Below are 24467 nucleotides of genomic sequence, written 5' to 3'. Positions count from 1 at the left end.
CCTACTTGCCCTTTTCGGGACGGACGTACTGAAGCACGTTCGTCAGATCCACATCCCGCCCCTCGTCAGGAGCCACGCCCAGCAGCGGGCCGATCCGGCCCACCACCTGCTTCACCACCGGGGCGACGTTCCAGCCCGCGGTGTGGAAGCCATAGGTTTCCTTGGTCGCCTTCGGCTCGTCCAGCATCACCACCACCACATAGCGCGGCGCGTCCATCGGGAACACGCCGGCGAAGGTGGTGACGACGGCGCCACCGGTATAGCGGCCCGAGACGATCTTTTCAGCCGTGCCCGTCTTGCCGCCGACGCGATAGCCGATCGCATTGGCGTTCTTGCCGGTGCCATTGGTGACGACGAGCCGCAGCAGCGCGCGCATCTGATCCGACGTCTGTTCGGTGAACACGCGGCGGCCGGCCGGCACGGGATGGCGCGGCCCCGTCTTCATCAGGGTTGCCGGGCGCCAGACGCCGCCGTTGAACAAAGTGGCATAGCCGGTGGCGAGATGAAGCGGCGTCACCGCGATGCCGTGGCCATAGCCCACCGTCATAGTCGCGATCTCGCCCCAGTTGGCGCCCGGCGAAAGCGTGCGGCCGCGCTCGCCCAGTTCGATCGACACCGGTTCCAGGAAGCCCATCCGCTTCAGGAAAGCGCGCTGCCGCTCCGCCCCCACCTCGGCCGCGATCTGCGCGGTGCCGATGTTGGACGATTCCTTCATGATCTCGGCGACGCTGCAACGCCGGCCGAACGGATGGGTATCGGTGATCGTGAAGCGGCCGGCCTTCAGCCCCTTGGGGCAATCATACATCTTGCCGAAGCTGGTGATGATGCCCGCATCCATCGCCATCGCGACGGTGAAGGGCTTGAAGGTCGATCCCAGTTCATAGACGCCCAAGGTCGCCCGGTTGAAACCGGCTTCGGGCGAGGATTTACCCGGCGCGTTGGGGTTCATCTCGGGCAAAGATGTCAGCGCCAGAACTTCGCTGGTGTGGACGTCCATGATGATGCCCGCGGCGCCGATCGCGCTGAAATGCGCCATCGCCTCCCCAAGCTGCGATTCCAGCGCCTGCTGGACACGCGCATCGATCGAAAGCTGCAGCGGCCGGCTGCGCATCGTCGGATCGATCAGCTGCTTATCATATTCGCGCTCCAGCCCCGCGGCGCCGGCGCCGTCGAGATCGGTAAAGCCGATGACATGGGCGGCGAGCGGACCCTGCGGATAGAGTCGCTCCGGCTCACGGCCGAGCGCGATGCCCGGCTCGCCGATCGCGTTCACCGCGCGCACCAGCTCTGGCAGCGCGCGGCGGCGCAGATAGATGAAGCGCTTGCCCGAATTGAGGATCGCCAGATACTGCGCGGCGCTGCGTTCAGGCATCAGCTCGGCCAGCTGGATCGCCAGCGCCTTGCGATCGCCCAGGATCTTTTCAGGATGGACGGCGATCGACCAGGCATCGAAGGTCCGCGCCAGCGGCATGCCGTTGCGATCGACAATGTCCGCGCGCAGCGGGACGAGCGCATTGCCATTGCCGCCGCCGCCGGCCGGCTCGGCAAACACCGCCATCCAGATCAGCTTGAGGACGATCAGCAGGGTGACGAAGGCAAAGGCCAGCATCACCACCATCAGCCGCAAATGGGCGACAGCAACGCCCATTTCGCGCTGATCGGCGATACGGATTCTGTTGGGAGAGGCGGCGACCGCCGTCACTGGGCGGCGGCGCTCTGCTCGGTCCGGGCGATCCGGCCGAGTTCGGCGACGGCATCGGCATCGAGCAGCGAACCGCTCCGGGCAGAAACCTTCCGCTCCAGATCGGCGACGCGATCTGGCGCCGGCTTCATATAGGTGGCGTGGCGCAGCAAGGGCTCGCCATCGCCGACCGCATCAGGGGCGGCAGGCGTGGGCGGCGCGACCGGCTTGGCCGCGGCGACCTGCACAAGCTTGGCCTCCATCGCCGGCATTTGCGGCTGGCCGAGGCTGGCAAGCTGGACATTACCGTTCAGATATTGCTTCGCTTCGGGCGCCTTGAGCGCGAGCACCTGCGCGTTCCAGCGCTCCATCTGCGCCATGCTGCCGCGGGCGCCAAGTTCGGTCTCAAGATCGCGGATGGCGACGCGATTGGCCAGGATCGCGCGTTCCGTGCGCGACAGTTCGGCCCGTTCGGCGGCGACACCCTGGGTCACGAGATAGCAGCCGAGGCCTGCCGTCGAAGCTGCGGCAACCCACAGGACTGAACGGAAACGCGCGGCGGCAATCATGACGATGCTCCTTTGTACGAAACTGGCCAGGGCTGCGCGGCGGTACGACGGGCGACGCGCAGCGTGGCGGAACGGGCACGGGGATTACGGGCAAGCTCGGCCTCACCGGCGCGAACCGGCTTGGCGACCGCCTCGAAGCTCGGCGCGGGCCCCGCGGCACCGGCATCCGGGCGGTGGCGCGATCCGGCGGGCATCGAGCCCGAACGCTCCCGCAGGAAGCGCTTGACGATGCGATCCTCCAGCGAGTGGAAGGAGACGATGGCCAGCCGGCCACCGGGCGCGAGCACGCGTTCGGCCGCGGCAAGGCCGTCCTCCAGTTCTTCCAACTCGCGATTGAGGTGGATGCGGATCGCCTGGAAGGTGCGGGTCGCCGGGTCCTTCTTCTCGTGCGGCTTGTGGCCAAGCGCGCGACGGACGATTTCGGCCAGTTCGGCGGTGCGCGTGATCGGCCGGGCGGCGACGATCGCACGGGCGACGCGACGCGCGCGCGGCTCCTCGCCCAGCGCGAACAGCACGTCGGCGATGGTCGATTCATCGGCATGGTTGACGAAGTCGGCAGCGCTTTCGCCGTCCTGCTCCATGCGCATGTCGAGCGGGCCGTCCGCCTGGAAGGAAAAGCCGCGTTCGGCCCGGTCGAGTTGCATGGACGAGACGCCGATATCCAGCGTCACGCCGTCGACCGGGCCGACCCCGTGCTCCGCCAAGGCTTCCCCCATGCGGGAAAAGCGCTCAGCGATCAGGTGCAGCCGGCCGTCATTGGCGGCGACCAGCGGCTGACCTTCACGAATCGCGTCAGGATCGCGATCGAAGGCAAAGACGCGCGCGCCGGCGGCGAGCAGCGCCTTGGTATATCCGCCCGCGCCGAACGTGCCGTCGACATGCGTCTCGCCCGGGGCGGGGGCAAGTCCGGCGACGACTTCGTTCAGCAGCACAGGATCATGGCGGGGATCGGGGGTCATGCCTTGGCCCCCTTTTCCTTCAGCATGAATTCGAGCGCGCGCGTGACACGGGGCTTGTCCTGGCAATGCTCGAGGAACTTGTAGGGGTTCCAGATCTGGAAGGTCGCGCCCGCGCCGAGGAAGAAGGCCAGGCCATCGATCTCGGCAATGGCGCGGAACATCGGCGACAGCACCATGCGGCCGGCATCGTCGTAATTCGCCTGCAGATAGGCGCCGAACACGTCCATCTGCTCGAAATCCATGGCCGACATGCGATCCATGCCGTCGTCGCGATTGTCGACGCGATCGCCGACATAAGCGTGCAATTCCGGCGAATAAGCGGGGTCGAACGCCTGCAGGCAGGGCAGGCGCTCATGTTCGCCGAGCAGGATGAACTTTTCGGGCGACGGGAATTCGCCGGGCATCAGGGCGCGATGCGTGCGGCGATCGATGACCGTGCGGAAAGGTGCGGGGAGCGAGACTCGGCCCTTCGCGTCGACCGCGTTGAGAGCACTACCGTGGAAAAAGTCCCTGATTTCCACGTCCCAAGACCCCGTTGCGACGGAGCCAAGGACCAATTCCCCGCACACGCCGTCGCGTCTCCCACGGCGCAGGTTTCCGAAAAGATGGAATCTCCCCCGCGCCCCGGAGAAACAACGGGGTATCAGGGGATCATATGGTTTTCAATACCACTGGATGGGAATCCTGTGGATTTCAGTGGGAGATTTGGGTCGCTCTACCGATCATCATGACGGAAATCCGCCATTGTTCCTCCTTTGTGCCTGTTGGCTGCCTGTGGATAAGTTTGTGAGGAATCCGTGACAAGTGCTGCGTTCATGCCACGCCTTCTGCGGGCAAAGGCCAGCAGCAGCAGCGCAAAACCCGGTGCGAGCGCGATCAACCAGCCCGAATCCGGGCCGCCCGAGTCGATCCACAGCACGCGATCTCCGGGTTGCGCGGCCGTTTTGCCGCGCAGATCGTCCAGCAGGGTGATCAGGAAGGGGCCATTGTCGGCGGTGCGGCGGAATCGACCGGTGCCATTCAATCCCACTCCCACCCACAGATCATCGAGCAGCAGATCGGCATCGGCCAGGATCAGCGCCCGGCCGTTGCCGATCCGGCAGTCGGCGACCAGGCCGTCGCCGCGGACGGCGCACCTGTCGGACGACAATGTGCCGGGTGCGCCCAGGCGGACATGATGCTCCACGCCGCTTTGCCCCACCGTGCGGATCGCCAGCGGTTCCCCGGTATCGCGCGCAAGGGCGACGCCCCAATGCGCCAGCAGCGGCGCCAACGGCGTCGCGTCGGGCGGATGGCCGGGGTCGTCCGGCGGCAGCCGCGTCGGCCAGCGCAGATCGGGATCGGTCAGGATCAGCGCCCGTCCGCCGGCGCGCACCCAGCTATCCAGTGCGACCAGCCCCGAAGGGCCGATGCGCGGCTGCGCCACCAGCAGCAGCCCGCCGCCGGGTTTCGGCAAGTCGCTCTCGCCCGCGGCGATCGGCTGCACCCTATAGTTGCGGGCCAGGAGCGCCATGATCGCCGGCGGCCGAGCATCGAAGGTTCCGGCAACGCCAGCTTCGCTCCACGCCAGCGGCAATCCGCTCAACAAGGCGAGGGGCGGTCGCTCCTTTCTGGCGGGCGACTCGGCCGGCCCCAGCGCCATCCGATCCAGGGCGGGCAACAGTCCGGGCCATAATAACAGCCCTGCACCCAGCAGGCCGGCCAGCAAGCGCGACCAGCCGCCGCCGATCCACCCGGCGAGCCGGATCAACACCTCGCCCAACGCGACCAGCGCCAGGCCAGCGGCGAGCGCGCGCAAGACCGGCCCCAACTCACCGCCACCATGCCAACCGAGCCAGGCCCATTCGTCAAGGCTCGCCGCGATCAGCCCGCAAACCGCCGCGGTCAGGCGGGCACGGGCATCCCACCGCGCCAGCGCCACCATCAGGATAAGGAGAAGCCAGGGCCGCACCGCGACGAAGGGCGCGAGATCGGCACGGCCATGCTCGCCGAGGACGAGCAACAACAGGCCCGTCGCGACTTCCGCCAGCGCAAGGCCGGCCGCCGCGATCAGGTCAGGACGGGAAATGGGGTCAGTCTTGGGCGGGGACCGTCGGGGGGACGACATTGTCAGCGGCATCCACGGCCGGGTCGGCCTCCGGCGCGGCGCCGGGGGCGACGCCCAGCTCGGCCAGCGGCTCCTTCGGCGGGCCGGCGTCCGCGAGCGTGTTGACCGTTTCCTGGATCACCACATTCCCGGTCTCGTCCGTCACGACCTTCGGCTCCTTGCTCACGACGCCGAAGATGGCGGCGGCAACCAATACGAGCACGAAAACCCCGGCAAGACCGGTCAAACCAATGCGAACCCGCTGCATTCATTCCCTTCCACGACTGGAATTGAGGCGAACGCAAATCACTTTGTCGAAAGCCTAACTCAGCCAATCGCGCTTGTCGAACAGCTTATCGCACCAGCCAGGGCGGCGTCACCAGGCCTTTTTCCGCCAACCAGTCTGGATTGAAAAGCGTTGAAAGATAACGAAATCCAGAGTCGCAAAGGATGGTCACAATGGTGTGGCCCGGCCCCATCCTGCGCGCCAGCGCAATAGCACCTGCCACATTAATCCCCGATGAAAGGCCGACGCACAGCCCCTCCTCCATCAGCAGCCGATGGACCTGTTCCAGCCCCTCCGCGTCGGAGATGCGGAACTGCGTGTCGACCGGCGCACCTTCCAGATTGGCGGTGATCCGCCCCTGGCCGATGCCTTCGGCGACCGAAGTGCCTTCGGACTTCAATTCGCCCGTCTCATAAAAGCTGTAGAGCGCCGCGCCATGCGGGTCGCTCAACGCGATCACGATATCCTCGCGACGCTCCTTCAGGCCCAGGCCGACGCCGGCCAGCGTGCCGCCGGTGCCGACCGCGCAGGTGAAGCCGTCGATCTTGCCGCCGGTCTGCTCCCAGATCTCCGCCGCGGTGGTGCGGATATGCGCCATGCGGTTGGCGATATTGTCGAACTGGTTCGCCCACAGCGCATTCTCGGTCTCCTCAGCGATCCGGCGCGAGGTGTGGACGAAATGCGCGGAGGAGGAATAAGGCGCCGCGGGGACGAGGACGAGCTCGGCGCCGAGCGCCCGCAACGTGTCCTTCTTCTCCTGGCTCTGCGTCTCGGGCATCACGATGATCGTGCGATAGCCCTTGGCATTGCCGACCAGCGCCAGGCCGATGCCGGTATTGCCGGCCGTCCCTTCGACGATCACGCCGCCGGGCGTCAACTGGCCCTGCTCCTCGGCATCCTCGACGATGAACAGCGCCGCGCGGTCCTTCACCGATCCGCCGGGGTTCATGAATTCGCATTTGGCGAGGATCTCGCAGCCGGTTTCGGCGCTGGGGCCTTTCAGCCGGACGAGGGGCGTGTTGCCGATCAGTGCGAGCGCGTTCGGCGTGAGGGGGGCGATGGCCATGGCCGCGGAGATAGCCGAGCCTTTACCAAGGCGGCAAGCAGGCTTCTCTAGCAAGGCCAACAGAGCAACTTCGGGGCGGGCCGACAGAACCCGCCCCGAACGCCTTCAGGCGAAGGCCACGCGGACGCGCTGGCGCCGCATCGCACCGCCGACCAGGCCGAAACCGCCGATCATCATCGCCCAGGTCGCGGGCTCGGGCACCGGCGCGGCAGTGCCGTCGAAGCGGACTTCCGACAGGCCGGTCCAGGTCCACTGGTCGCCATAATTGTTGAGGAGGTCGAGCCGGACGTAACGCGCGGCGCCGTCGAGCGAGACACTCTGCGCCGCGGCCGGCTGGCCGGTTGCCCGGGCAAGCGTGCTCGCCGCCACCTGCGCCCAGTTCACGCCATCCGACGACAGCGAGACGGTGATATCCTTCGCACCCCGGTCGAGGCCGAAATCGACATTATACTGCCAGATCGAAGCCGCCGAGAGATCGTAGGAGGCGCCGAGATCGAAGACGAGCCAGGATGGCACGCCGGTCGTGTCGGTGATCCAGGCATGGTTATAGTCGCCATCGTGCAGGCCGCCCGAAAGGCCGCTGCCGTTGATCAGATTCTGGACGTCATAGGTCCACAGCGTGCTCGACGCGGTGACACCGATCGGGGCAATGGTCGCGGCCGAGGCCGGCGCAACCGCAGCGACGGACGCAGCCGCCGCGAGCAAAAAGGCGCGGGTCATGAAGGATCCTTCCGGAATCGCCGGGCGATGGATGCCGCCCGCCGTGACCGGCGCTTAGCCATTGAGCATGGGACTTTTTTTGCGGGGATATGACTCGTTGATGGCATGACGTCATGACGCCGGCCGACAATCCCCGCCCCGTCGGCGCGCAAGGTGCTCGAAGCCGCCTCTATCGGGGCTTTTCTACGCGATCCGGCCGGGCATCCGCGTCCATGCGCCCGGATAGTGCAACGATCCGACGCATCTGCAACAAAACTCCGACTTGACGGAACGCTGCGCTGCGGCGAGAATCGAGCCCGCCATGCAAAAAACCCCCTTGACCCTCGCGGCCGTCTCGCTGGCGGCCCTCATGTCCCTTGCAGCCTGCAATTCGGAACCCGAAACCGTCTCCGGCGGCCCGGCCGATCCGGATGCGGCGAATGTTGCCGCGGCGCCGCCCGTGACGCTGCCGCCGGCGCTGACCGCCAGCCGCACCTATCGCTGCAAGGACAACAGCCTCGCCTATATCGACTTCTTCGCCGACGGCACCTCTGCTGACGTGCGTGCCGAGAAGACCGGCCCGGCCACCCGCCTCACCGCCCCGACCAAGGGCGAGCCCTTCGTCGCGGCCGGCTACAAGCTCACCGGCGACGGCACGACCGTCACGCTCGAGCAGCCCGGCAAGGGCAGCCAGAGCTGCAAGGCCTGATCCACCCCATCTGATCACCAACGGGGCCGGCGGAGCGATCCGCCGGCCCTTTTTCATTCCGGTTTCAACTCAGGCCGATTCCATCGCCGCCATTCTCCGCTCACATTCCTCGATCGAGACATCCTCGACATGGGTGGCCAGCGTCCATTGATGGCCGAAGGGATCGACCAGGGTTCCCGTCCGGTCGCCATAGAATTGGTCGGCAACCGGCCGCTGCACCGTGCCGCCGGCCGTGATCGCCCGATCGAACGCCGCATCGACATCGGGCACATAGATCATCAGGCCCACCGTGGTGCCGCCGCGCGTCTTCGGCCCACGATAATCCATCTCGGGATATTCGTCGGACAGCATCACGAACGAATCGCCGATCTTGATCTCGGCATGGCCGATCCGGTCGCCATGCGGAAACCGCAGGATCTCGGTCGCGCCGAACGCATTCTTGTAGAATTCCAGCGCAGCGGCCGCGCCGTCGATCATCAGATAGGGCGTGACGCTGTGATACCCCTCGGGAATCGGACTCACCATGATTACCTCCCGTATCGGAACATAAAGCGAACATAAACACGATTCCGTCGCGGAGTCGAATCTGAATCGACCGTCCTGCGTGATTCCGGCGACGGGTGGTTCAAACCGCGCGCGATTTGCTCTAGAGGGCGCGCGCATGAGCGCTATCACCCCCCAGATCGTCGCCGAACACGGCCTGTCCCCCGAAGAATATGAGCGCGTCCTCCACGCGCTCGGCCGCGAGCCCAATCTGACGGAGCTCGGCATCTTCTCGGTGATGTGGTCGGAGCACTGCTCCTACAAGTCGAGCCGCATCCACCTGAAGAAGCTGCCGACCGAGGCGCCCTGGGTAATCTGCGGCCCCGGCGAGAATGCCGGCGTCGTCGACATCGGCGACGGCCAGGCCGCCATCTTCAAGATGGAGAGCCACAACCACCCGTCCTACATCGAACCTTATCAGGGCGCGGCGACCGGCGTCGGCGGCATCCTGCGCGACGTGTTCACCATGGGCGCGCGCCCGATCGCCAACATGAACGCGCTGCGCTTCGGCCGGCCGGATCATCCCAAGATGCGCCACCTGATCGCGGGCGTCGTCCACGGCATCGGCGGCTATGGCAATTGCGTCGGCGTGCCCACCGTGGGTGGCGAGGTCAATTTTCACCGCGCCTATGACGGCAACATACTCGTCAACGCGATGACGGTGGGCGTGGCCGAAACCAACAAGATCTTCTATTCGGCGGCTTCGGGCGTCGGCAATCCGATCGTCTATGTCGGCTCCAAGACCGGCCGCGACGGCATCCACGGCGCCACGATGGCGAGCGCGGATTTCGGCGAGGATGCGGACGAGAAGCGCCCGACCGTGCAGGTTGGCGACCCCTTCACCGAAAAGCTGCTGATCGAGGCCTGCCTGGAACTGATGGCGTCCGACGCGATCGTCGCGATCCAGGATATGGGCGCCGCCGGCCTCACCTCCTCCTCGGTCGAAATGGCGTCCAAGGGCGGCGTCGGCCTGCTGCTCGACATGAACAAGGTGCCCCAGCGCGAAGAGGGCATGACGGCCTATGAGATGATGCTGTCGGAAAGCCAGGAGCGGATGCTCATGGTGCTGAAGCCCGGCAAGGAAGCCTTCGCCGAGGCGATCTTCAAGAAGTGGGAACTGGATTTCGCGGTGATCGGCGAAGTCACCGACACTGGCCGCATGGTCCTCGTCCACAATGGCGAAACCGTCTGCGACATTCCGCTGGCACCACTGGCCGACGAAGCCCCGCTCTACGATCGCCCGGCGCTCAGCCGCGAGGATTATCAGGCCTGGGCGAAGATCGCGCCGCTCGGCGACGTGCCGGCATCCTCCGATCTCGGCGCCGATCTGCTGACCTTGATAGCGTCGCCCGACATCGCCTCGCGCCGCTGGATCTGGGAGCAATATGACCACATGGTCGGCGCCGACACAGTGCAGCGCCCCGGCGGCGACGCCGCGGTGGTGCGCGTCCACGGCACCAGCAAGGGCATCGCGATCTCGACCGATTGCACGCCGCGCTACTGCTATGCCGATCCCTATGAAGGCGGCAAGCAGGCGATCGCCGAATGCTATCGCAACCTTTCGGCGGTGGGTTCGCTCCCGCTCGCCGTCACCAACTGCCTCAACTTCGCCAACCCGCAGCGGCCGGAAATCATGGCGCAGTTCACCGGCTGCCTCGACGGCATGGGCGAAGCCTGCCGCGCACTGGCCTTCCCGATCGTCTCGGGCAATGTCTCGCTCTACAACGAAAGCAAGGCGACCGGCGGTGGCTCGGCGATCCTGCCCACCCCCGCAATCGGCGCGATCGGCCTGCTTTCCGACTGGTCCAAGTCGGCCACGATCGCCTTCAAGGCTGAGGGCGAGGCGATCCTGCTGATCGGCTCGACCGCCGGCCATCTCGGCCAGTCGGTCTGGCTGCGCGAAGTCCATGGTCGTGAGGACGGCACCCCGCCCCCGGTCGATCTCGCCAAGGAAAAGGCGGCAGGCGATTTCGTCCGCAAGCTGATCGCCAGCGGCAAGGTTTCGGCGGTCCACGACATTTCGGACGGCGGCCTGCTGGTCGCGGTCGCGGAAATGGCGCTCGCCGGCAGGATCGGCGCGACGCTCGACGGCATCGACAGCGCTGCGGCCGCCTTCGGCGAAGATCAGGGCGTCTATATCGTCACCACCGCCAACCCCGACGCGATCGTCGCGGCCGGCGTGCCGGTGAAGCGGATCGGCACCACCGGCGGCAGCAGCGTCGCCGGCATCACGCTGGACGATCTGCGCACCGCCCACGAAGGCTTCTTCCCGAAGCTGATGGGCGCAGACGCGGCGCTCGCCTGAACGAACTATTGCGGACTGGCGTCGCCTCGGCACGATGGGGGCGACGCCGAGGACCGTCAACGGATTATTCGTTCGTCACCCCGGACGTGTTCCGGGGTCCACCCTGCCGCGCACACTGCCACAGACGCTCGAGCGCCGGCATCGCATCTACAATCTCGCGGTTTCGCTCAGTACCCGCGCACCCCCGAATCCACCCAATTACTGACTGTCGGGACACGCCGACAAAGGGGCCATTGCAGGACACGCCCCCTCCTTCGTCACCCCGGACTTGTTCCGGGGTCCACTGTGCAGCAAACATCGCCTTTGATGATCGAGCGCCAGCCTTGCGTCTACATTCTCATCAGCGGCCTGAACGGAACGCTTTATGTCGGCGTCACCTCCGATCTTCTTCGCCGCATCGTCCAGCATCGAAGGCGTGTTCGACGGCTTCACGAAGCGATATGGCATCAAGACGCTCGTTTATTGGGAATATGCCGGCTCAATGGAAGCCGCGATCCTGCGCGAGAAGCAGATCAAGCGCTGGCGGCGGGACTGGAAACGGAACCTGATCGAACGGGACAACCCCTCATGGAATGATCTGGCTGTAGCGTTCGGGTTGGAACCTCTGGCCGCGTCGCCCGCGTGACGGTGGACCCCGGAACAAGTCCGGGGTGACGAAGAGCGGATATCCCCTCCCCCCGACATTCCCGCCTATCGGGCGTTGATCGACATATCCCCAAACCTGCCGTTCGTTCAGATCCCAATATGCCCGCGCCTCTACCGGTCGCCCCATCGGCCCAAGGCTTTCAATGTAGGACTTTTTCTGTTCTATCCTGACCGATGAAACAGCACGCCCCACGCCATCTGAAGATCACCGCCCGCCCTGCTTCGTCGCCTGGCTGGAACGCCAGTGATGCATGGGGGAGGCGAACGTGTCGCGCCCTTGGCGCGCAAGTGTCGCGCCCCTGGCGCGCTGGTGTCGCGTTGGCGGCGCGTCAGTGTATCCCCGCTGTCGCTTCGTGGGCGCAGTTGGCAGAAAAAGCATGGCAAATACGCCCTGAGCCCTCAACTTCCTCAACTTCGCCGCCGCGGCTCGCGACGCGATTGACTTTGCATCGACGGCCGCGAACCTCCGGTCGGCGTGAGGGAGAGCAGACATGCTGAAGCCCATCGTCCTGGGAACGCTGATCGCCGGCACGCTCGATCTGCTGTCCGCCTTCGTCTTTGCGGGCATGGCGGGGATGGCGCCCGTGCCGGTGCTGCAATTCGTCGCCAGCGGCCCGTTCGGCGATGCGCCGACGGCCACCGCAGGCTGGGCGGTGGTCGGCACGCTGGTTCATTACGGCATCATGGCCTGCATGGTCGCGGCCTATATGCTGGTAGCGCCGCGCATTCCCGCGCTGTTGCGGCATCCCATCCCCGCCGGGCTCGCTTATGGCGTGCTGCTGTGGCTAATCATGTATTGGTTGGTGCGGCCGATGCGCTGGCCGGACATGCCCTTGCCGCACACGCTCTGGGGGATTTCAAATCAGCTTTTCTCGCACTGTATTCTCGTCGGCCTTCCCATCGCGCTGATTGCCGCGCGCCATTTTGGAAGCCATGCGCGAAGAGGGAGTTGAGACGCTATCCTCAACTCCCTCTGCTTCGGTCAGGCCAGCTTGAAGCCCTCACGATTGGCGGAGCTGGTCAGCGTCTTGTTCTTCTCTTCACTGAGCGCCGCATGGAGCTGCGGGAAGATCTGCTCTTCCTCCTCATGGATATGGGCCTCCAGCGTTTCGCGGAATTCCGACACCTGCAGAAGGAAATCGGGTGAATCCTTGGCCATGCTGTCGAGTGTGTAGAGGAACTGCTTCACATAGCCGTGATCGTGGTTGAGCTTGTCGGCATCGGCCTTGTCGCCCCACTCGCGCAGCGCGGGGTAGATCACATTCTCCTCGGTGAAGGCATGTTTGGCGAGCGCGTGTTTGAGCTGCATCAGCAGGAAACCGCGGCGACGGACCTGAACCTCCTCGGTGGCTTCGATCGCGTCGAACAAAGCGAGCGCGGCCCTGTGCTCGGCCTTGATCGCTTCGAACCAGTCACCGGCGAGCGCGCTGGGCGCCTGCACGGCGACCTTGCGGCCGAGATTGGCGAGCAGGCCGGTGGCGAGGCCAGCGGCGGCTACGCCGAACATTGTCGCCGTGTTGGTCCGGCTTCTGCGTTGCGCTGCCGTGCGCGGGGCGCGGGTGGTCGTCTTGGTGGGATGGGTACGAGTCTCCTGTGCCTTGGTGGCCATGTGACGCTCCTGTTCTGCTGGGATGTTGGGAGGAAAAACCATTGGCAAACCGGCATGTTCCGCGGTTGACCGCATCGTCGGCGCGGCACATGGCAGCGGCGATGCAAGCCTTGTCTCCGCGCCTGATCACGCTCGACGGCCTTCGCGGCCTCGCCGTGATGGGCATATTGCTGATGAATATCGCGGGCTTTGCCCTGCCCGACGCCGCGTATTTCAACCCTTTGGCCTATGGCCCCGGCGACCCAGCGGACCTGCTGCTCTGGGTGGGTGAATTCGTTCTGGTCGATGGCAAGATGCGCGCGCTCTTTTCATTGCTGTTCGGCGCCAGCCTGCTGCTGGTGCTGGACCGCGCCCGCGCCGCCGGGGAGGACAGCGAACGCGCCCATTTCCGCCGCATGGGCTGGCTACTGTTCTTCGGCCTCGTGCATTTCTACCTGATCTGGCATGGCGACATATTGGTGCTTTATGCCGTCATCGGCTGTGCCGCCTGGTTCTTCAGCGAGGCTTCCACGCGCAATCTCCTCCGCTGGGGCATCGCGCTGATCGCGCTGCAGGCGGTCATCCACGGCGCAGCCTTTGCCGGCACGCTTGCCGCGGGGCAGGGCAGCGCCGCTTGGCAGGCCGTGCAGGAGGATTTCGGCATCCCGTCCGCCTCCGCCATTGCCAGGGATCTCGCGCTCCACCGCGGCAGCTATGCCGGCCTCGTCTGGCATCGCGTGTCGGAAAGCGGCTTGATGCCGTTTACGCAGATCTTCCTGTTCGGCGCGGAAACGCTCGGCTTCATGCTGCTGGGCATGGCGGGCCTGCGCAGCGGCTTCCTGACCGGCCAGTGGGATCTTGCGCGTTACCGCCGCTGCCTGGCGATTGGCTATGGCATCGGCCTGCCCTTGTCGCTGCTGCTCGCGGGCGCCTGCTGGTGGAGCGGCTTCGATGCCTGGATGATGTTCGCGGCAGCGCTTCCGCTCGGCGTGCCAGCGCGGCCCTTCCTGCTGCTGGGCCATGTCGCACTCGGATTGCTGTGGCTGACCGGCGGCACGTCGTCGCTGCGGCATCGCGTGGCGGCCGCGGGCCGGGCGGCCTTCACCAACTATCTCGGGGCGAGCCTGCTGATGACCGGACTGTTCTACGGCTATGGCGCCGGCCTGTTCGGCAAGGTCGACCGATTCGGGCTGTTGGCGATCGTGGTCGCTATCTGGGCCTTGATGCTCCTCTGGAGTCCATTCTGGCTCGATCGCTGCCGCTATGGCCCGCTTGAGTGGCTCTGGCGCTCGCTCGCCCGGGGCCAAATCCAGTCGATGCGAAAATAGGTTATTGCGAGGCAGTCTCAGTAGCGCTATCAAAGCCTCGATAAGCGGAGAGGCGTTGATGGTCGTTTGCGTTTGCAATGCGATTCGCGAGAAGGATGTCCGGCAGGCGGCGCGCGCGGGGTATGAATCCCCGTGTCAGGCCTATGCCTCGATGGGACGCCGGGCTCGCTGCGGCCAATGCGTGCCATTCGCACGGGAAATCATCGCCTCTGAACGTGCGAGTGCGTAACGGTCGCATGTAAAAAGTGGCGGATTTCCGCCGTTTTTCAGTGATTTCCCAAGTCATTCCGGCTATAATCGCGTCCGTATAGCCGGAGAATTACCATGAAGGGCGACCCCAAGGTCATCGATTATCTGAACGAGGTGCTCAAGAACGAGCTCACCGCGATCAATCAATATTTCCTCCATTACCGCATGCTCGAACATTGGGGCGTCAAGAAGCTCGCCAAGTTCGAATATGAGGAATCGATCGATGAGATGAAGCACGCCGACAAGCTGGCGGAGCGCATTCTCTTCCTCGATGGCCTTCCCAACTTCCAGCTCCTCGGCCGCCTCAAGATCGGCGAAACCGTCGAGGAAATCCTCAAGGCGGATCTCGATCTCGAGAATGAGGCGATCCCGGTGCTGCGCGATGGCATCGCGCATTGCGAAACGGTGCGCGACTTCGTCACCCGCGATCTGCTGCTACACATCCTCGACAGCGAGGAAGAGCATGTCGATTCGCTCGAAACGCAGATGGAGCTGATCGAACGCATGGGCATCCAGAATTACATCCAGCTTCAGTCTGAGCCGGCCGGCGAAAGCTAAGATACCGAACGAGCCCGCCGGCGATCAGTCGTCGCGGGCTCTTCTCCGGGCCGCCAGCAGTTTGTCGATCTTGCGACCGTCCATGTCGACGATCTCGAAGCGCCAACCGTCCTCGACGAAGGATTCGCCCACCGTGGGCAGATGCTTGAGGACGGACAGCGCAAAGCCCGCGGCGGTCGCATAGTCGCGATCCTCCGGCAGGATCAGGCCCAGCCGCTCGGCCACCATATCGGCCGCCGCCGAACCCGATATCAGCCAGCTTCCGTCCTCGCGCTCGAACAGCGGCGGATCGGTCCCCTCTTCCTGATCGGACGCGAAGACGCCGGCGATCGCGGCGAGCAGGTCGGCCGGCGTCACCACGCCTTCGAAATGACCATATTCGTCATGAACCAGCGCCATCGGTACAGGCGCCTCGCGCAATGTCTCCAGCGCGTTCATCGCGTCCATCTGATCGGGCACGATCGGCGCGGCAAGGGTGAGCGCCCGGATGTCGATGGCGCGGCCGTCGAGCAGCGCGGCAACGATGTCGCGCGCCTGCACCACGCCGAAGATCGCGTCGACCGATCCCTCGGCCACAGGCATGCGGCTGTGCGGCATCTCCAGCAGCCGGGCGCGGATCGTATCGGCATCGGCGGTCGCGTCGATCCATTCGATTTCGGTGCGCGGCGTCATCACCTCGCGCACCGGGCGATCGGCCAGCCGCACGACGCCGGAGATGATGGCGCGCTCGCTTTCCTCGATGACGCCCGCGCTTGATGCCTCGGCGACGATCAGATGCAATTCCTCGGCCGTGACATGATTTTCGGATTCGCGATTGAGCCCGATCAGCCGGAAGATGAGCGCGCTCGACTTGTCGAGCAGCCAGACGATCGGCGCGGTGATCCGCGACAGCCAGAGCATCGGCAGCGCGACGATGACCGCAATCGGCTCAGGCGAGCGGAGCGCGAACTGCTTGGGCACCAGCTCACCGATGATCAGCGAGAGATAGGTGGTGACCGCGATGACAAGGCCGAAGCCGATCTCCTCGGCAGCGTCGGCCGGCACGCCCAGCCAGGCGAGGCGTTCGCCCACCGGGCCGCCCAGGCTCGCGCCCGAATAGGCACCTGCGAGGATGCCGATCAGGGTGATACCGATCTGGACGGTCGACAGGAACTTGCCCGGATCCGATGCCAGATCCAGCGCGCAACGCGCCGTCTTGCGTCCGGCCCGCGCCATCGCCTCCAGCCGCGGCTTGCGCGACGAAACGATGGCGAGCTCCGACATCGCGAAGACGCCATTGAGCGCGACCAGCGCAAGGATGATCGCGCAATCGGCCCAAGGGAATGGATGGAGGGGAATATCCGGCGGCATGGCGCAATTTCCCCATAGAACGGAATCTTGCTGGCCCACAACAGTCACATCAGATTAGGTTCAGCACGGAAGCGGAACAAGCGGCCCTAGCTATCGGTTTTGACGATCAGCAACCAAGGGAAAGGGAATTTATGCGGAGCATGACCAAGTTCACGGGCATGAGCCTCGCGCTCGCGGCGCTGATGACAACGGCCTGCACCACCGATCCGGTGACCGGTGAAAAGAAGATGTCGAAGGCCGGCATCGGTGCACTCGGCGGCGCGGCAGTGGGGCTTGGCCTGGGCGCATTGGTCGGCGGCAGCCATAATCGCACCGAGATGATCGTCGGTGCCGGCATCGGCGCCATCGCCGGCGGCGCGATCGGCTCCTACATGGACAAGCAGGAGCGCGAGCTGCGCGAGAAGACCGCCGGCACCGGCGTCGAGGTCAAGCGCGAAGGCGACGAGATCCTGCTCAACATCCCGTCGGGGATCACCTTCGCCACCAACAGCTATGCGATCGAACCCGGGTTCCGCAGCACATTGGATCAGGTCGCGCAGACCTTGGCGAGCTACAACCAGACGTTCGTCGACGTCTATGGCCACACCGATTCGACCGGCAATGATGGGATCAATATCCCGCTGTCGCAGAACCGCGCAAAGTCGGTGGCCGATTATCTGACGACGCGCGGCGTCACCAGCGCCCGCATCGGCACGCAGGGCTTCGGATCGAGCCAGCCGATCGCGTCGAACGCGACTCCGGAAGGCCGCGCGCAGAACCGCCGTGTGGAAATCAAGATCGTCCCGATCAAGACCACCGAGGGCTGAACGACCTCGGCAAAAAGAAGAGGCGCCTGGATCGCATCCGGGCGCCTTTTCCTTTGTCAGCGGCGCTCGGCGAAAAAGCCCCTGAGCATCCGCGCCGCCTCGACCTCGCCGATCCCCGCATAGACTTCCGGACGGTGATGGCAGGTCGGCTGGTTGAAGAACATCGGGCCGTGGGCGACCGCCCCACCCTTGGGATCGGGCGCGGCGTAATACAGCCGGCGGATGCGCGAAAGCGAGATCGCGCCCGCGCACATGGCACAGGGCTCCAGCGTCACCCACAGATCGCAATCGCCGAGCCGTTCATTGCCGATCGTCGCCGCGGCATTGCGGATCGCCACCATTTCGGCATGAGCGGTAGGATCCTTGTCGATCCGCATGGCATTGGCCGATGTCGCTATGATAACGCCATCGCGCACGATCACCGCGCCGACCGGCACCTCGTCGGCCGCCGCGGCGGCACTGGCGAGATCGAGCGCGACGCGCATCGGTTCCGGTAGGGGGAAGGCCATGCCCGCGCTCTAGCGGGCTGTAAGCGCCGGCGCGAGAGGCTTCAGCTTCGCGCGAGGCGCGGTGCAAGGATGGTGGCGAGGGCGTAGATGACGCCCGGCACGAAAAATAGCAGCGTCAGGCCGACGCAAATCCAGAAGGCGGGGGTGATTCCACGATCAAGGAATACCCCCAAGGGCGGGAGGAAGAGTGCCGCGATAGCTGCGACGACCGGCATGGCACCCGCCTCCCGCACGATTATTCGGCCTTCTTCACGTCGACCGTCGGCAGCTTCACCTCTTCCTTGGTGGTGCCGACTTCGACCTTGGGCACCTCGATGCTGGTATTCTTGGTGCCAACCTCGACGTCCGCGGTCTTCACGTCAAACGCAGGCGCCTGCCCGCCCTGGACGGCGACTTCCGGCAATTTGGTCTCCTTCGTCTGGTTGATATCGATCAGGCCAAAAGCAAAGGCGGCAATGATCGCAACAACCGCGACAATGGCGACAATGATTCCACTACGCATTGTGAAATGCTCCTCGTCCGTGTAACGGGACCATAACGAAGCGATGGCGCGAGGGTTGCATAGTCTGCACCTTGAGCTGCCATGGCGGTTGACGAATCTCTCAGCGGCGGTTATCCGCCCGCACTTTCCGGGCAACCGAACACCTAGGACGAAGCATCATGGCGCGCATCTGCGAACTGACCGGCAAGGGCCGGCAGGTGGGACACAATGTTTCCCACGCGAACAACAAGACCAAGCGGACCTTTCTGCCGAACCTGCAGAATGTGACGCTGATCTCGGACGCGCTGGGCGAAGGCGTCAAGCTGCGCGTCTCGACGCATGGCCTGCGTTCGGTCGAGCATGTCGGCGGCCTCGACAACTGGCTGCTCAAGACCAGCGACGACAAGCTGTCGCTGCGCGCTCGTCGCCTGAAGCGCGAAGTCGCGAAGAAGGCAGCGGCCTGATTGCCGCGCGGGCGGCATGCCGCCCGCGACCTTCTCAATCGAGACGGAAACGTAACAGCAGCGTCCGCTGGGCGCTGCTGAAATTGTCGTCGGATGCGATCCAGAGGATCGTCCGGCCCTTTTCCCGCGTCACCGCGACCGCCTCCATATTGTCGACGGTGAGCGGCGGCGCGAGGCGCGCAATCTCCTGGCCCGATACCGACGCGCCGGCGCGGATGCCGTGCGGATCGATGATCGTCACGATCGCCGATGCGCCATCCAGCGGCGTGAAGCGCCGATGCAGCGCGACAAGCCGGCCATCGGGCAAGGCGCAGATGTCGGTGATGACATAACCTGCGGGCGGACGATAATCGAAGCTGGCGGGTTCGCCGCCTTCCACGGGATCGCCTGGAAAGATCAGCGCGCGATAGCTGCCGGGGCCGCCTGAGCCCTCGGCTTCTTCCGAAAAGACCAGGAAGCGGCCGTCATCGAGCCGCACCATCGCCTCCGCCCCGCCATTGCGCGGCCAATCCCCCATGGCCGGCGGCGCGACATGGCCGGTGGCGCGGCGGACAGCCGCATCATAGCGCCAGATCTGGTCCGCATCCTCGAACCCGACCCACAGGCTGCCGTCGGGCCCGCGGATCGACGATTCGCTATCGCGATCGGCGTGGCCAATGCCGGCCTGCGGGCCATCGGGCAGCAGGCCGATAACATGGCCCACCGGCGGGCGCTGGCCGCGTGGCACGATACGGACAAGGCCGCCGCGATCGCTGACGCCCAGCAAACCGTCGCTGTCGACGGTGAGCGAGGAAAGCCCACCGAAGCGGCGATCACTGCTCGTCAGCACCCAGCCGCCCTGGAAGCTGAGCCGGCCGAGCCGGACGCGGGCGGGATCGCGCGGATCGAGCGCGACGGGCGCGGTGCGGATCAGGGCGCTGCCATCGGCGGGAGGCAGCGCCGGTGCGCTCGTCAGCAATCCAGCAAGCAACGCCAATAAGGTCCGCATGGACATGGCCTAACCCAGCCTCGGGCCGTAGCCAAGCTGAACCGCGGCTAACGACCGCGTTCAGGACCAACTCACGCGAATCACTTCATAAGGGCAGCATCGAACAAGCCGATGCGGGGACTGCTCCCGCTCCCGGCGCCGAACGACAAGGGAGAACGATAATGTTCAAGATGATCGCAGGTGCGGCCGTCGCGGCGCTGGCAGCAGCGACGATGGTTCCCGCAGAGGCAGATGCCCGGCCGCGGGGCGACCGCTATCATGATGGCGGCCGTTATTATCAGGGCGGCCAGCGTTATTATCGCGGAGACCGTTATTACGGAAACCGGGGCTATTATAACGGCAATCGCAGCTATTACGGCAACCGCGGCAATTATTACGGAAATCGCGGCTATAATGGCGGCAAGCACTATCGCTACGGCTGCCGCGACAGCGGCACCGGCGGCACCATCATAGGCGCGATCGCGGGTGGCCTGCTGGGCAACGAGGTTGCCAAGAACGGCTATGGCGACGGCACCACCGGCGCAATTCTGGGCGCTGGCGTCGGCGCGCTCGCCGGCCGGGCGATCGACCGGGATTGCTGACTTAGCTTAACCCTCGGGTCGCGTATCGAGGGCGGGCCGGGCCTCCTTAGCGGAGGTCCGGCCCTATTTTATCTGGGACGCGCCTGGTCTCTCAATGGCTTCGACCTCAACGCTGCTGCAGGTCGAAAAGACCGGCGAGCTGTTCGACCATCGTGCCGCCCAATTGCTCGGCGTCCATGATTGTCACCGCGCGGGCATAATAGCGCGTCACATCATGGCCAATGCCGATCGCCACCAGTTCGACGGGCGAGCGATTCTCGATCCAGGCGATCACCTGGCGGAGGTGCTTTTCGAGATAGGAGCCGCTGTTCACCGACAGCGTCGAATCATCGACCGGGGCGCCGTCCGAGATCACCATCAGGATCTTGCGCTCCTCGACCCGGCCGATCATCCGGTTGTGCGCCCACATCAGCGCCTCGCCGTCGATATTCTCCTTCAGCAGACCTTCGCGCATCATCAGGCCGAGCGACTTGCGCGCGTGCCGCCACGGCTCGTCGGCACGCTTATAGACGATGTGGCGAAGATCATTGAGGCGGCCGGGCGATGGCGGGCGCCCGTGCGACAGCCATTTTTCGCGCGACTGGCCGCCCTTCCACGCCCGCGTGGTGAAACCGAGAATCTCGGTCTTCACGCCACAGCGTTCGAGCGTGCGGGCCATGATGTCCGCCGAGATCGCCGCGATCGAGATCGGCCGACCCCGCATCGAGCCTGAATTGTCGATCAGCAACGTGACCACGGTATCGCGGAAATCGGTCTCGCGCTCGATCTTGTAGGAAAGCGAATGCGCCGGGTTGATGACGACGCGGGCGAGCCGCGCCGCATCGAGCAGCCCTTCCTCCTGATCGAAATCCCAGCTGCGGTTCTGCTGTGCCATCAGCCGCCGCTGCAGCCGGTTGGCGAGTTTGGTGACGGCGCCCTGGAGATGGATGAGCTGTTGATCGAGATAGGCGCGCAGCCGCGTCAGTTCTTCTTCGTCGCACAGCTCGTTCGCGGCGACGACCTCGTCAAACTCTTCCGAATAGGCCTTGTAATCGAATTGCGGGCCGGGATCGGCAGGCGGTCGATTGGGGCGGACGGGCATGGTGCCTTGCTCGCCTTCATCGCCCATATCGCTTTCCATCTCGGAAAGCGCATCCTCGTCCATGTCGACGCTTTCGCCGTCATCCTCGGCGTCTTCGCTGGACTCGGCGCGGGCTTCCATCGGCGCGTCGGACTGGCCGGAACCATCGTCCTGCTGGTCCTCGCCGTCCTCGCCCTGGTCCTGATCGTCGCCCTCGCCTTCCTCGCCCGATTCCTTCTCGTCATCGGGCTGCATCTCGCCGTCGACCAGTTCGAGATCCTCGAGCAGCCGGGTGGCGAGCTTTGCGAAGGCCGACTGGTCGTCGAGCGTGAGGCTGAGCGCATCGAGATCGTGCCCGGCTTTCTCCTCGATCCAGTCGCGGATCAGCGACAAGCCGTTGCGGGCGATCTCCGGCGGGGCATCGCCGGTCAGCCGTTCCCGCACCAGCAGGCCGAGCGCGGAAGATAGCGGCACCTCGTCGCGCGAGCGGGCGCGGGTCAGCGGATCGGACTTGAGCCGGAGATCGAGCGCATGGCCGAGATTGGCGCGCACGCCGGCCATCGCGCGGGCACCCAGCGCCTCGATCCGCGCCTGCTCGATCGCATCGAAGGCGGCGCGAGCGACCGCTTCGGCCGGCGCGTTGCGCTGATGGAGCGCGGCATTGTGGTGGCGGAGCTTCAAGGCCGCACTGTCGGCAAAGCCACGCGCCTCGGCCACCTGATCGGCCGGCAGCGAGCGCGCGGGCATCGGCACCTTGATGGCCTTGCCGAGCGACTGCGGCGTCTCCGCCGCATAACCGACCTCGACCTCCGGCTCGTGCGACAGCGCGCGTGCCGTGCCGCCGAGCACCTGCCGGAAGGCTTCGAGGGGAGTCTGCTGGCTCACAATTCCGGATCCCGGCGATCGACCGCGATCGTCTCGATCTCGGTGCGAACCTCGGTCATCAATTTGTGGATCGGGCATTTGCCCGCAACGCCGACCAGCTTGTCATGCTGTTCGTCACTGAGCGGGCCGCCGAGCGCTATGCGGGTCTTGAGGCGATAGACCCCCTGCCGCTCCTCGCTCGCATCGCGGCTGACGCCGACATGGATGTCCTCGAGCGGGATGCCATTGCGCTGGGCATACCAGAGCATCGTCAGCGCCTTGCAGGCGCCGAGCGCCGCATCATAAAGATCGTGCGGATCCGGCCCTTCGCCTTCGGGCGGCGTCAGATCGGCGACGATCTCGTGCAGGCCGATCGAGATGCGGTGTGCGGTGCCGTCCGGCGCGATGCGTTCGACGACGATCATGAATGCTCCCCTGACGCGGCCGTCCGCGCCGTCACGCCTTCCCCACCACGCTTTCGGGCAGATCCTTGCCGAACACGCGCTGATAATATTCGGCGACCAGCGGCCGCTCCGCCTCATCGCACTTGTTCAGGAACGAAAGGCGGAAGGCGAAGCCGACATCGTTGAAGATGAGCGCATTCTGCGCCCACGAGATCACCGTGCGGGGCGACATGACGGTGGAGATGTCGCCGGCGATGAAGCCCTGGCGGGTCATGTCCGCCACCTTCACCATATTTTCGACCACCTTCTTGCCGTCCGGCTTGTCATATTCGCCCGATTTGGCGAGCACGATCTGCGCCTCGATCGCGGCCGGCAGATAGTTAAGCGTCACGACGATGTTCCAGCGGTCCATCTGGCCCTGATTGATCTGCTGGGTGCCGTGATAGAGGCCGGTCGTGTCGCCCAGGCCCACCGTGTTGGCGGTGGAGAACAAGCGGAACCAGGGATTCGGGCGGATCACCCGGTTCTGATCGAGCAGGGTCAGCTTGCCCTCGGTTTCCAGCACGCGCTGGATCACGAACATCACGTCGGGGCGGCCGGCGTCATATTCGTCGAAGACGAGCGCGGTCGGCGTCTGCAACGCCCAGGGCAGCAGGCCTTCCCGGAATTCGGTGATCTGCTGGCCGTCGCGCAACACGATCGCGTCGCGACCGATCAGGTCGATACGGCTGATATGCGCGTCGAGGTTGATGCGGATGCAGGGCCAGTTGAGGCGCGCCGCCACCTGCTCGATGTGGCTCGACTTGCCGGTGCCGTGATAGCCCTGGATCATCACGCGGCGGTTGTGCGCGAAGCCCGCGGCGATCGCGATCGTCGTCTCCGGATCGAACACATAGGCCGGATCGAGATCGGGCACGCGCTCATCGGCTTCGGAGAAGGCCGGCACTTCCATGTCGCTGTCGATGCCGAACACCTCGCGCACCTTGACCATCTTGTCGGGCGCTTCGAGCACCGTGGCGGTGCGGCTGTCGGGCTGGATGTTCGGCAGGTCGGTCATGGGCTCTACTCTTGAACTGAATCAGGCGAAGGCAGGGGCGGACTTGAGATGCGTATAGGCGCTGATCACGTCCTGCAAAGCCTTCTCATGTGTGCGGTCGCCACCATTGCGGTCAGGATGATAGCGGCGGACGAGTTCCGTATAGCGTTTGCGGATGGTCTTTCGATCCGCATCGGCGGTCAGGCCGAGCGTCCGGAGCGCCTTGCGATCGGCATCAGCGAGCGGCCGGCCATCGGGGCGGACCTGTCGTGCCTCGGCGAAGCGCGCGTTGATTGCGTCCAGCGGATCGACAAAATCGCTCCACCTGGGGCCGGCGCTGCCACCGGCGGTCGAAAAGGCCCGCGTTTCGCGCTCCCAGCCGGCGAAGGGGCGCTGCGCGTCCTGAATCTCATCGGCGGTCATCCCGTCGAAGAAATTATAGCCTGCGTTGAAGGCGCGAATATGATCGAGGCAGAACCAGCGCCACTCGCCCGGGCCGTCGAAGCCGGGGCGACTGACGCCCGGCGCGCGGAACTCGCCCGGCTCCGTACAGCCGGGGTGCGCGCAAAGCTGCTCGCCCGAGCCGATCCGCCCGTGGAAGCGATCCTGCCTGCGCTGTGGGTTGCCGTCCGCCAATTTACGTCTCTGCTGCT

28 protein-coding genes and 1 pseudogene are annotated in these 24467 nt (G+C 65.3%); 10 read left to right on the top strand and 19 right to left on the bottom strand.

Going from position 1 to position 24467, the window contains the following annotated elements:
• Window position 1: 1 nt before the first annotated feature.
• From ACFB49_RS22350 to ACFB49_RS22315, 8 genes are all read right to left on the bottom strand, one after another.
• Window positions 2-1648 carry a peptidoglycan D,D-transpeptidase FtsI family protein gene (locus tag ACFB49_RS22350; protein ID WP_380880082.1) on the bottom strand — a complete coding sequence of 549 codons (1647 nt, stop codon included), beginning with the start codon at window positions 1646-1648 and terminating at the stop codon, window positions 2-4.
• A 50-nt stretch (window positions 1649-1698) separates the two neighbouring features.
• A complete protein-coding gene (locus ACFB49_RS22345) occupies window positions 1699-2250 on the bottom strand; it encodes a hypothetical protein (RefSeq protein WP_380873890.1) in 552 nt (183 codons plus the stop codon).
• On the bottom strand, window positions 2247-3209 hold the full coding sequence (gene rsmH / locus ACFB49_RS22340; protein WP_380873888.1) for a 16S rRNA (cytosine(1402)-N(4))-methyltransferase RsmH: 963 nt from the start codon (window positions 3207-3209) through the stop codon (window positions 2247-2249). The genes ACFB49_RS22345 and rsmH overlap by 4 nt, the downstream gene beginning before the upstream one ends.
• The gene (locus tag ACFB49_RS22335) at window positions 3206-3730 is read right to left on the bottom strand and encodes a division/cell wall cluster transcriptional repressor MraZ (RefSeq protein ID WP_380873887.1); all 525 of its coding nucleotides are present in this window, start codon (window positions 3728-3730) and stop codon (window positions 3206-3208) included. Before ACFB49_RS22335 ends, rsmH begins: the two co-directional genes overlap by 4 nt.
• Before the next feature lie 194 nt (window positions 3731-3924).
• Complete coding sequence (locus ACFB49_RS22330) at window positions 3925-5316, bottom strand: hypothetical protein (RefSeq protein WP_380873885.1); 1392 nt, start codon at window positions 5314-5316, stop codon at window positions 3925-3927.
• On the bottom strand, window positions 5282-5563 hold the full coding sequence (locus ACFB49_RS22325; RefSeq protein ID WP_380873884.1) for a hypothetical protein: 282 nt from the start codon (window positions 5561-5563) through the stop codon (window positions 5282-5284). Before ACFB49_RS22325 ends, ACFB49_RS22330 begins: the two co-directional genes overlap by 35 nt.
• Window positions 5564-5648: 85 nt before the next feature.
• Window positions 5649-6647 carry a cysteine synthase A gene (locus ACFB49_RS22320; RefSeq protein WP_380873882.1) on the bottom strand — a complete coding sequence of 333 codons (999 nt, stop codon included), beginning with the start codon at window positions 6645-6647 and terminating at the stop codon, window positions 5649-5651.
• Between the two features lie 105 nt (window positions 6648-6752).
• Entirely contained in the window at window positions 6753-7367 is a 615-nt protein-coding gene (locus ACFB49_RS22315; protein ID WP_380873880.1) for a PEPxxWA-CTERM sorting domain-containing protein, read from the bottom strand.
• A gap of 301 nt (window positions 7368-7668) precedes the next feature.
• On the opposite strand from ACFB49_RS22315, the gene ACFB49_RS22310 reads away from it, so the two are divergent.
• The gene (locus ACFB49_RS22310) at window positions 7669-8055 is read left to right on the top strand and encodes a hypothetical protein (RefSeq protein ID WP_380873879.1); all 387 of its coding nucleotides are present in this window, start codon (window positions 7669-7671) and stop codon (window positions 8053-8055) included.
• A 69-nt stretch (window positions 8056-8124) separates the two neighbouring features.
• Here the strand turns inward: ACFB49_RS22310 and ACFB49_RS22305 are convergent, their stop codons facing one another.
• Window positions 8125-8580, bottom strand: coding sequence for a VOC family protein (locus ACFB49_RS22305; protein ID WP_380873878.1), 456 nt, complete (start codon window positions 8578-8580; stop codon window positions 8125-8127).
• A 136-nt stretch (window positions 8581-8716) separates the two neighbouring features.
• On the opposite strand from ACFB49_RS22305, the gene purL reads away from it, so the two are divergent.
• From purL to ACFB49_RS22290, 3 genes and pseudogenes are all read left to right on the top strand, one after another.
• Entirely contained in the window at window positions 8717-10903 is a 2187-nt protein-coding gene (gene purL / locus ACFB49_RS22300) for a phosphoribosylformylglycinamidine synthase subunit PurL (RefSeq protein WP_380873876.1), read from the top strand.
• A gap of 306 nt (window positions 10904-11209) precedes the next feature.
• A pseudogene (locus ACFB49_RS22295) lies at window positions 11210-11528 on the top strand (GIY-YIG nuclease family protein).
• Between the two features lie 511 nt (window positions 11529-12039).
• Window positions 12040-12501 (top strand): hypothetical protein, encoded by a 462-nt coding sequence (locus ACFB49_RS22290; RefSeq protein ID WP_380873875.1) that lies wholly within the window; start codon window positions 12040-12042, stop codon window positions 12499-12501.
• Window positions 12502-12530: 29 nt separating this feature from the next.
• On the opposite strand, the gene ACFB49_RS22285 is transcribed toward ACFB49_RS22290, so the two are convergent.
• A complete protein-coding gene (locus ACFB49_RS22285; RefSeq protein ID WP_380873874.1) occupies window positions 12531-13157 on the bottom strand; it encodes a hemerythrin domain-containing protein in 627 nt (208 codons plus the stop codon).
• Between the two features lie 41 nt (window positions 13158-13198).
• Between ACFB49_RS22285 and ACFB49_RS22280 the strand changes: the two genes are divergently transcribed.
• The 3 genes from ACFB49_RS22280 (at window position 13199) to bfr (ending at window position 15271) form a co-directional block, all read left to right on the top strand.
• Complete coding sequence (locus ACFB49_RS22280) at window positions 13199-14464, top strand: DUF418 domain-containing protein (protein WP_380873873.1); 1266 nt, start codon at window positions 13199-13201, stop codon at window positions 14462-14464.
• Window positions 14465-14522: 58 nt separating this feature from the next.
• Window positions 14523-14693, top strand: coding sequence for a bacterioferritin-associated ferredoxin (locus tag ACFB49_RS22275; RefSeq protein WP_380873872.1), 171 nt, complete (start codon window positions 14523-14525; stop codon window positions 14691-14693).
• Between the two features lie 95 nt (window positions 14694-14788).
• On the top strand, window positions 14789-15271 hold the full coding sequence (gene bfr / locus ACFB49_RS22270) for a bacterioferritin (protein WP_380873871.1): 483 nt from the start codon (window positions 14789-14791) through the stop codon (window positions 15269-15271).
• Between the two features lie 24 nt (window positions 15272-15295).
• On the opposite strand, the gene ACFB49_RS22265 is transcribed toward bfr, so the two are convergent.
• The gene (locus ACFB49_RS22265) at window positions 15296-16621 is read right to left on the bottom strand and encodes a hemolysin family protein (protein WP_380873869.1); all 1326 of its coding nucleotides are present in this window, start codon (window positions 16619-16621) and stop codon (window positions 15296-15298) included.
• Between the two features lie 131 nt (window positions 16622-16752).
• Here ACFB49_RS22265 and ACFB49_RS22260 point away from each other — a divergent pair, with 131 nt between their 5' ends.
• Window positions 16753-17427 (top strand): OmpA family protein, encoded by a 675-nt coding sequence (locus ACFB49_RS22260; RefSeq protein WP_380873867.1) that lies wholly within the window; start codon window positions 16753-16755, stop codon window positions 17425-17427.
• Window positions 17428-17483: 56 nt separating this feature from the next.
• On the opposite strand, the gene ACFB49_RS22255 is transcribed toward ACFB49_RS22260, so the two are convergent.
• Genes ACFB49_RS22255 through ACFB49_RS22245 form a run of 3 tightly spaced genes read right to left on the bottom strand, consistent with a single transcriptional unit; the run spans window position 17484 to window position 18438 of the window.
• On the bottom strand, window positions 17484-17936 hold the full coding sequence (locus tag ACFB49_RS22255; RefSeq protein ID WP_380873865.1) for a nucleoside deaminase: 453 nt from the start codon (window positions 17934-17936) through the stop codon (window positions 17484-17486).
• A gap of 41 nt (window positions 17937-17977) precedes the next feature.
• Window positions 17978-18151 (bottom strand): YqaE/Pmp3 family membrane protein, encoded by a 174-nt coding sequence (locus tag ACFB49_RS22250; RefSeq protein WP_380873863.1) that lies wholly within the window; start codon window positions 18149-18151, stop codon window positions 17978-17980.
• Between the two features lie 20 nt (window positions 18152-18171).
• Complete coding sequence (locus tag ACFB49_RS22245) at window positions 18172-18438, bottom strand: hypothetical protein (RefSeq protein ID WP_380873862.1); 267 nt, start codon at window positions 18436-18438, stop codon at window positions 18172-18174.
• 158 nt (window positions 18439-18596) lie between these two features.
• On the opposite strand from ACFB49_RS22245, the gene rpmB reads away from it, so the two are divergent.
• Window positions 18597-18881 (top strand): 50S ribosomal protein L28, encoded by a 285-nt coding sequence (rpmB, locus tag ACFB49_RS22240; protein WP_380873860.1) that lies wholly within the window; start codon window positions 18597-18599, stop codon window positions 18879-18881.
• Window positions 18882-18915: 34 nt separating this feature from the next.
• Here the strand turns inward: rpmB and ACFB49_RS22235 are convergent, their stop codons facing one another.
• Entirely contained in the window at window positions 18916-19869 is a 954-nt protein-coding gene (locus tag ACFB49_RS22235; protein WP_380873858.1) for an esterase-like activity of phytase family protein, read from the bottom strand.
• Window positions 19870-20030: 161 nt separating this feature from the next.
• Here ACFB49_RS22235 and ACFB49_RS22230 point away from each other — a divergent pair, with 161 nt between their 5' ends.
• Window positions 20031-20450 (top strand): glycine zipper 2TM domain-containing protein, encoded by a 420-nt coding sequence (locus tag ACFB49_RS22230; RefSeq protein ID WP_380873856.1) that lies wholly within the window; start codon window positions 20031-20033, stop codon window positions 20448-20450.
• A 106-nt stretch (window positions 20451-20556) separates the two neighbouring features.
• On the opposite strand, the gene cobT is transcribed toward ACFB49_RS22230, so the two are convergent.
• Genes cobT through ACFB49_RS22210 form a run of 4 tightly spaced genes read right to left on the bottom strand, consistent with a single transcriptional unit; the run spans window position 20557 to window position 24450 of the window.
• Window positions 20557-22395, bottom strand: coding sequence for a cobaltochelatase subunit CobT (cobT, locus tag ACFB49_RS22225; RefSeq protein ID WP_380873855.1), 1839 nt, complete (start codon window positions 22393-22395; stop codon window positions 20557-20559).
• Window positions 22392-22799 carry an OsmC family protein gene (locus ACFB49_RS22220; protein ID WP_380873853.1) on the bottom strand — a complete coding sequence of 136 codons (408 nt, stop codon included), beginning with the start codon at window positions 22797-22799 and terminating at the stop codon, window positions 22392-22394. The genes cobT and ACFB49_RS22220 overlap by 4 nt, the downstream gene beginning before the upstream one ends.
• 31 nt (window positions 22800-22830) lie before the next feature.
• Window positions 22831-23835, bottom strand: coding sequence for a cobaltochelatase subunit CobS (cobS, locus tag ACFB49_RS22215; RefSeq protein WP_380873851.1), 1005 nt, complete (start codon window positions 23833-23835; stop codon window positions 22831-22833).
• A gap of 21 nt (window positions 23836-23856) precedes the next feature.
• The gene (locus tag ACFB49_RS22210; RefSeq protein WP_380873849.1) at window positions 23857-24450 is read right to left on the bottom strand and encodes a J domain-containing protein; all 594 of its coding nucleotides are present in this window, start codon (window positions 24448-24450) and stop codon (window positions 23857-23859) included.
• Window positions 24451-24467: the final 17 nt, after the last annotated feature.

The sequence above is a fragment of the Sphingomonas sp. DBB INV C78 genome, assembly GCF_042693015.1.
Taxonomy (GTDB): Bacteria; Pseudomonadota; Alphaproteobacteria; order Sphingomonadales; family Sphingomonadaceae; genus Sphingomonas_E.
Note: the sequence above shows the minus strand (reverse complement) of the source record. Positions and strands in the feature narration are given on the sequence as shown.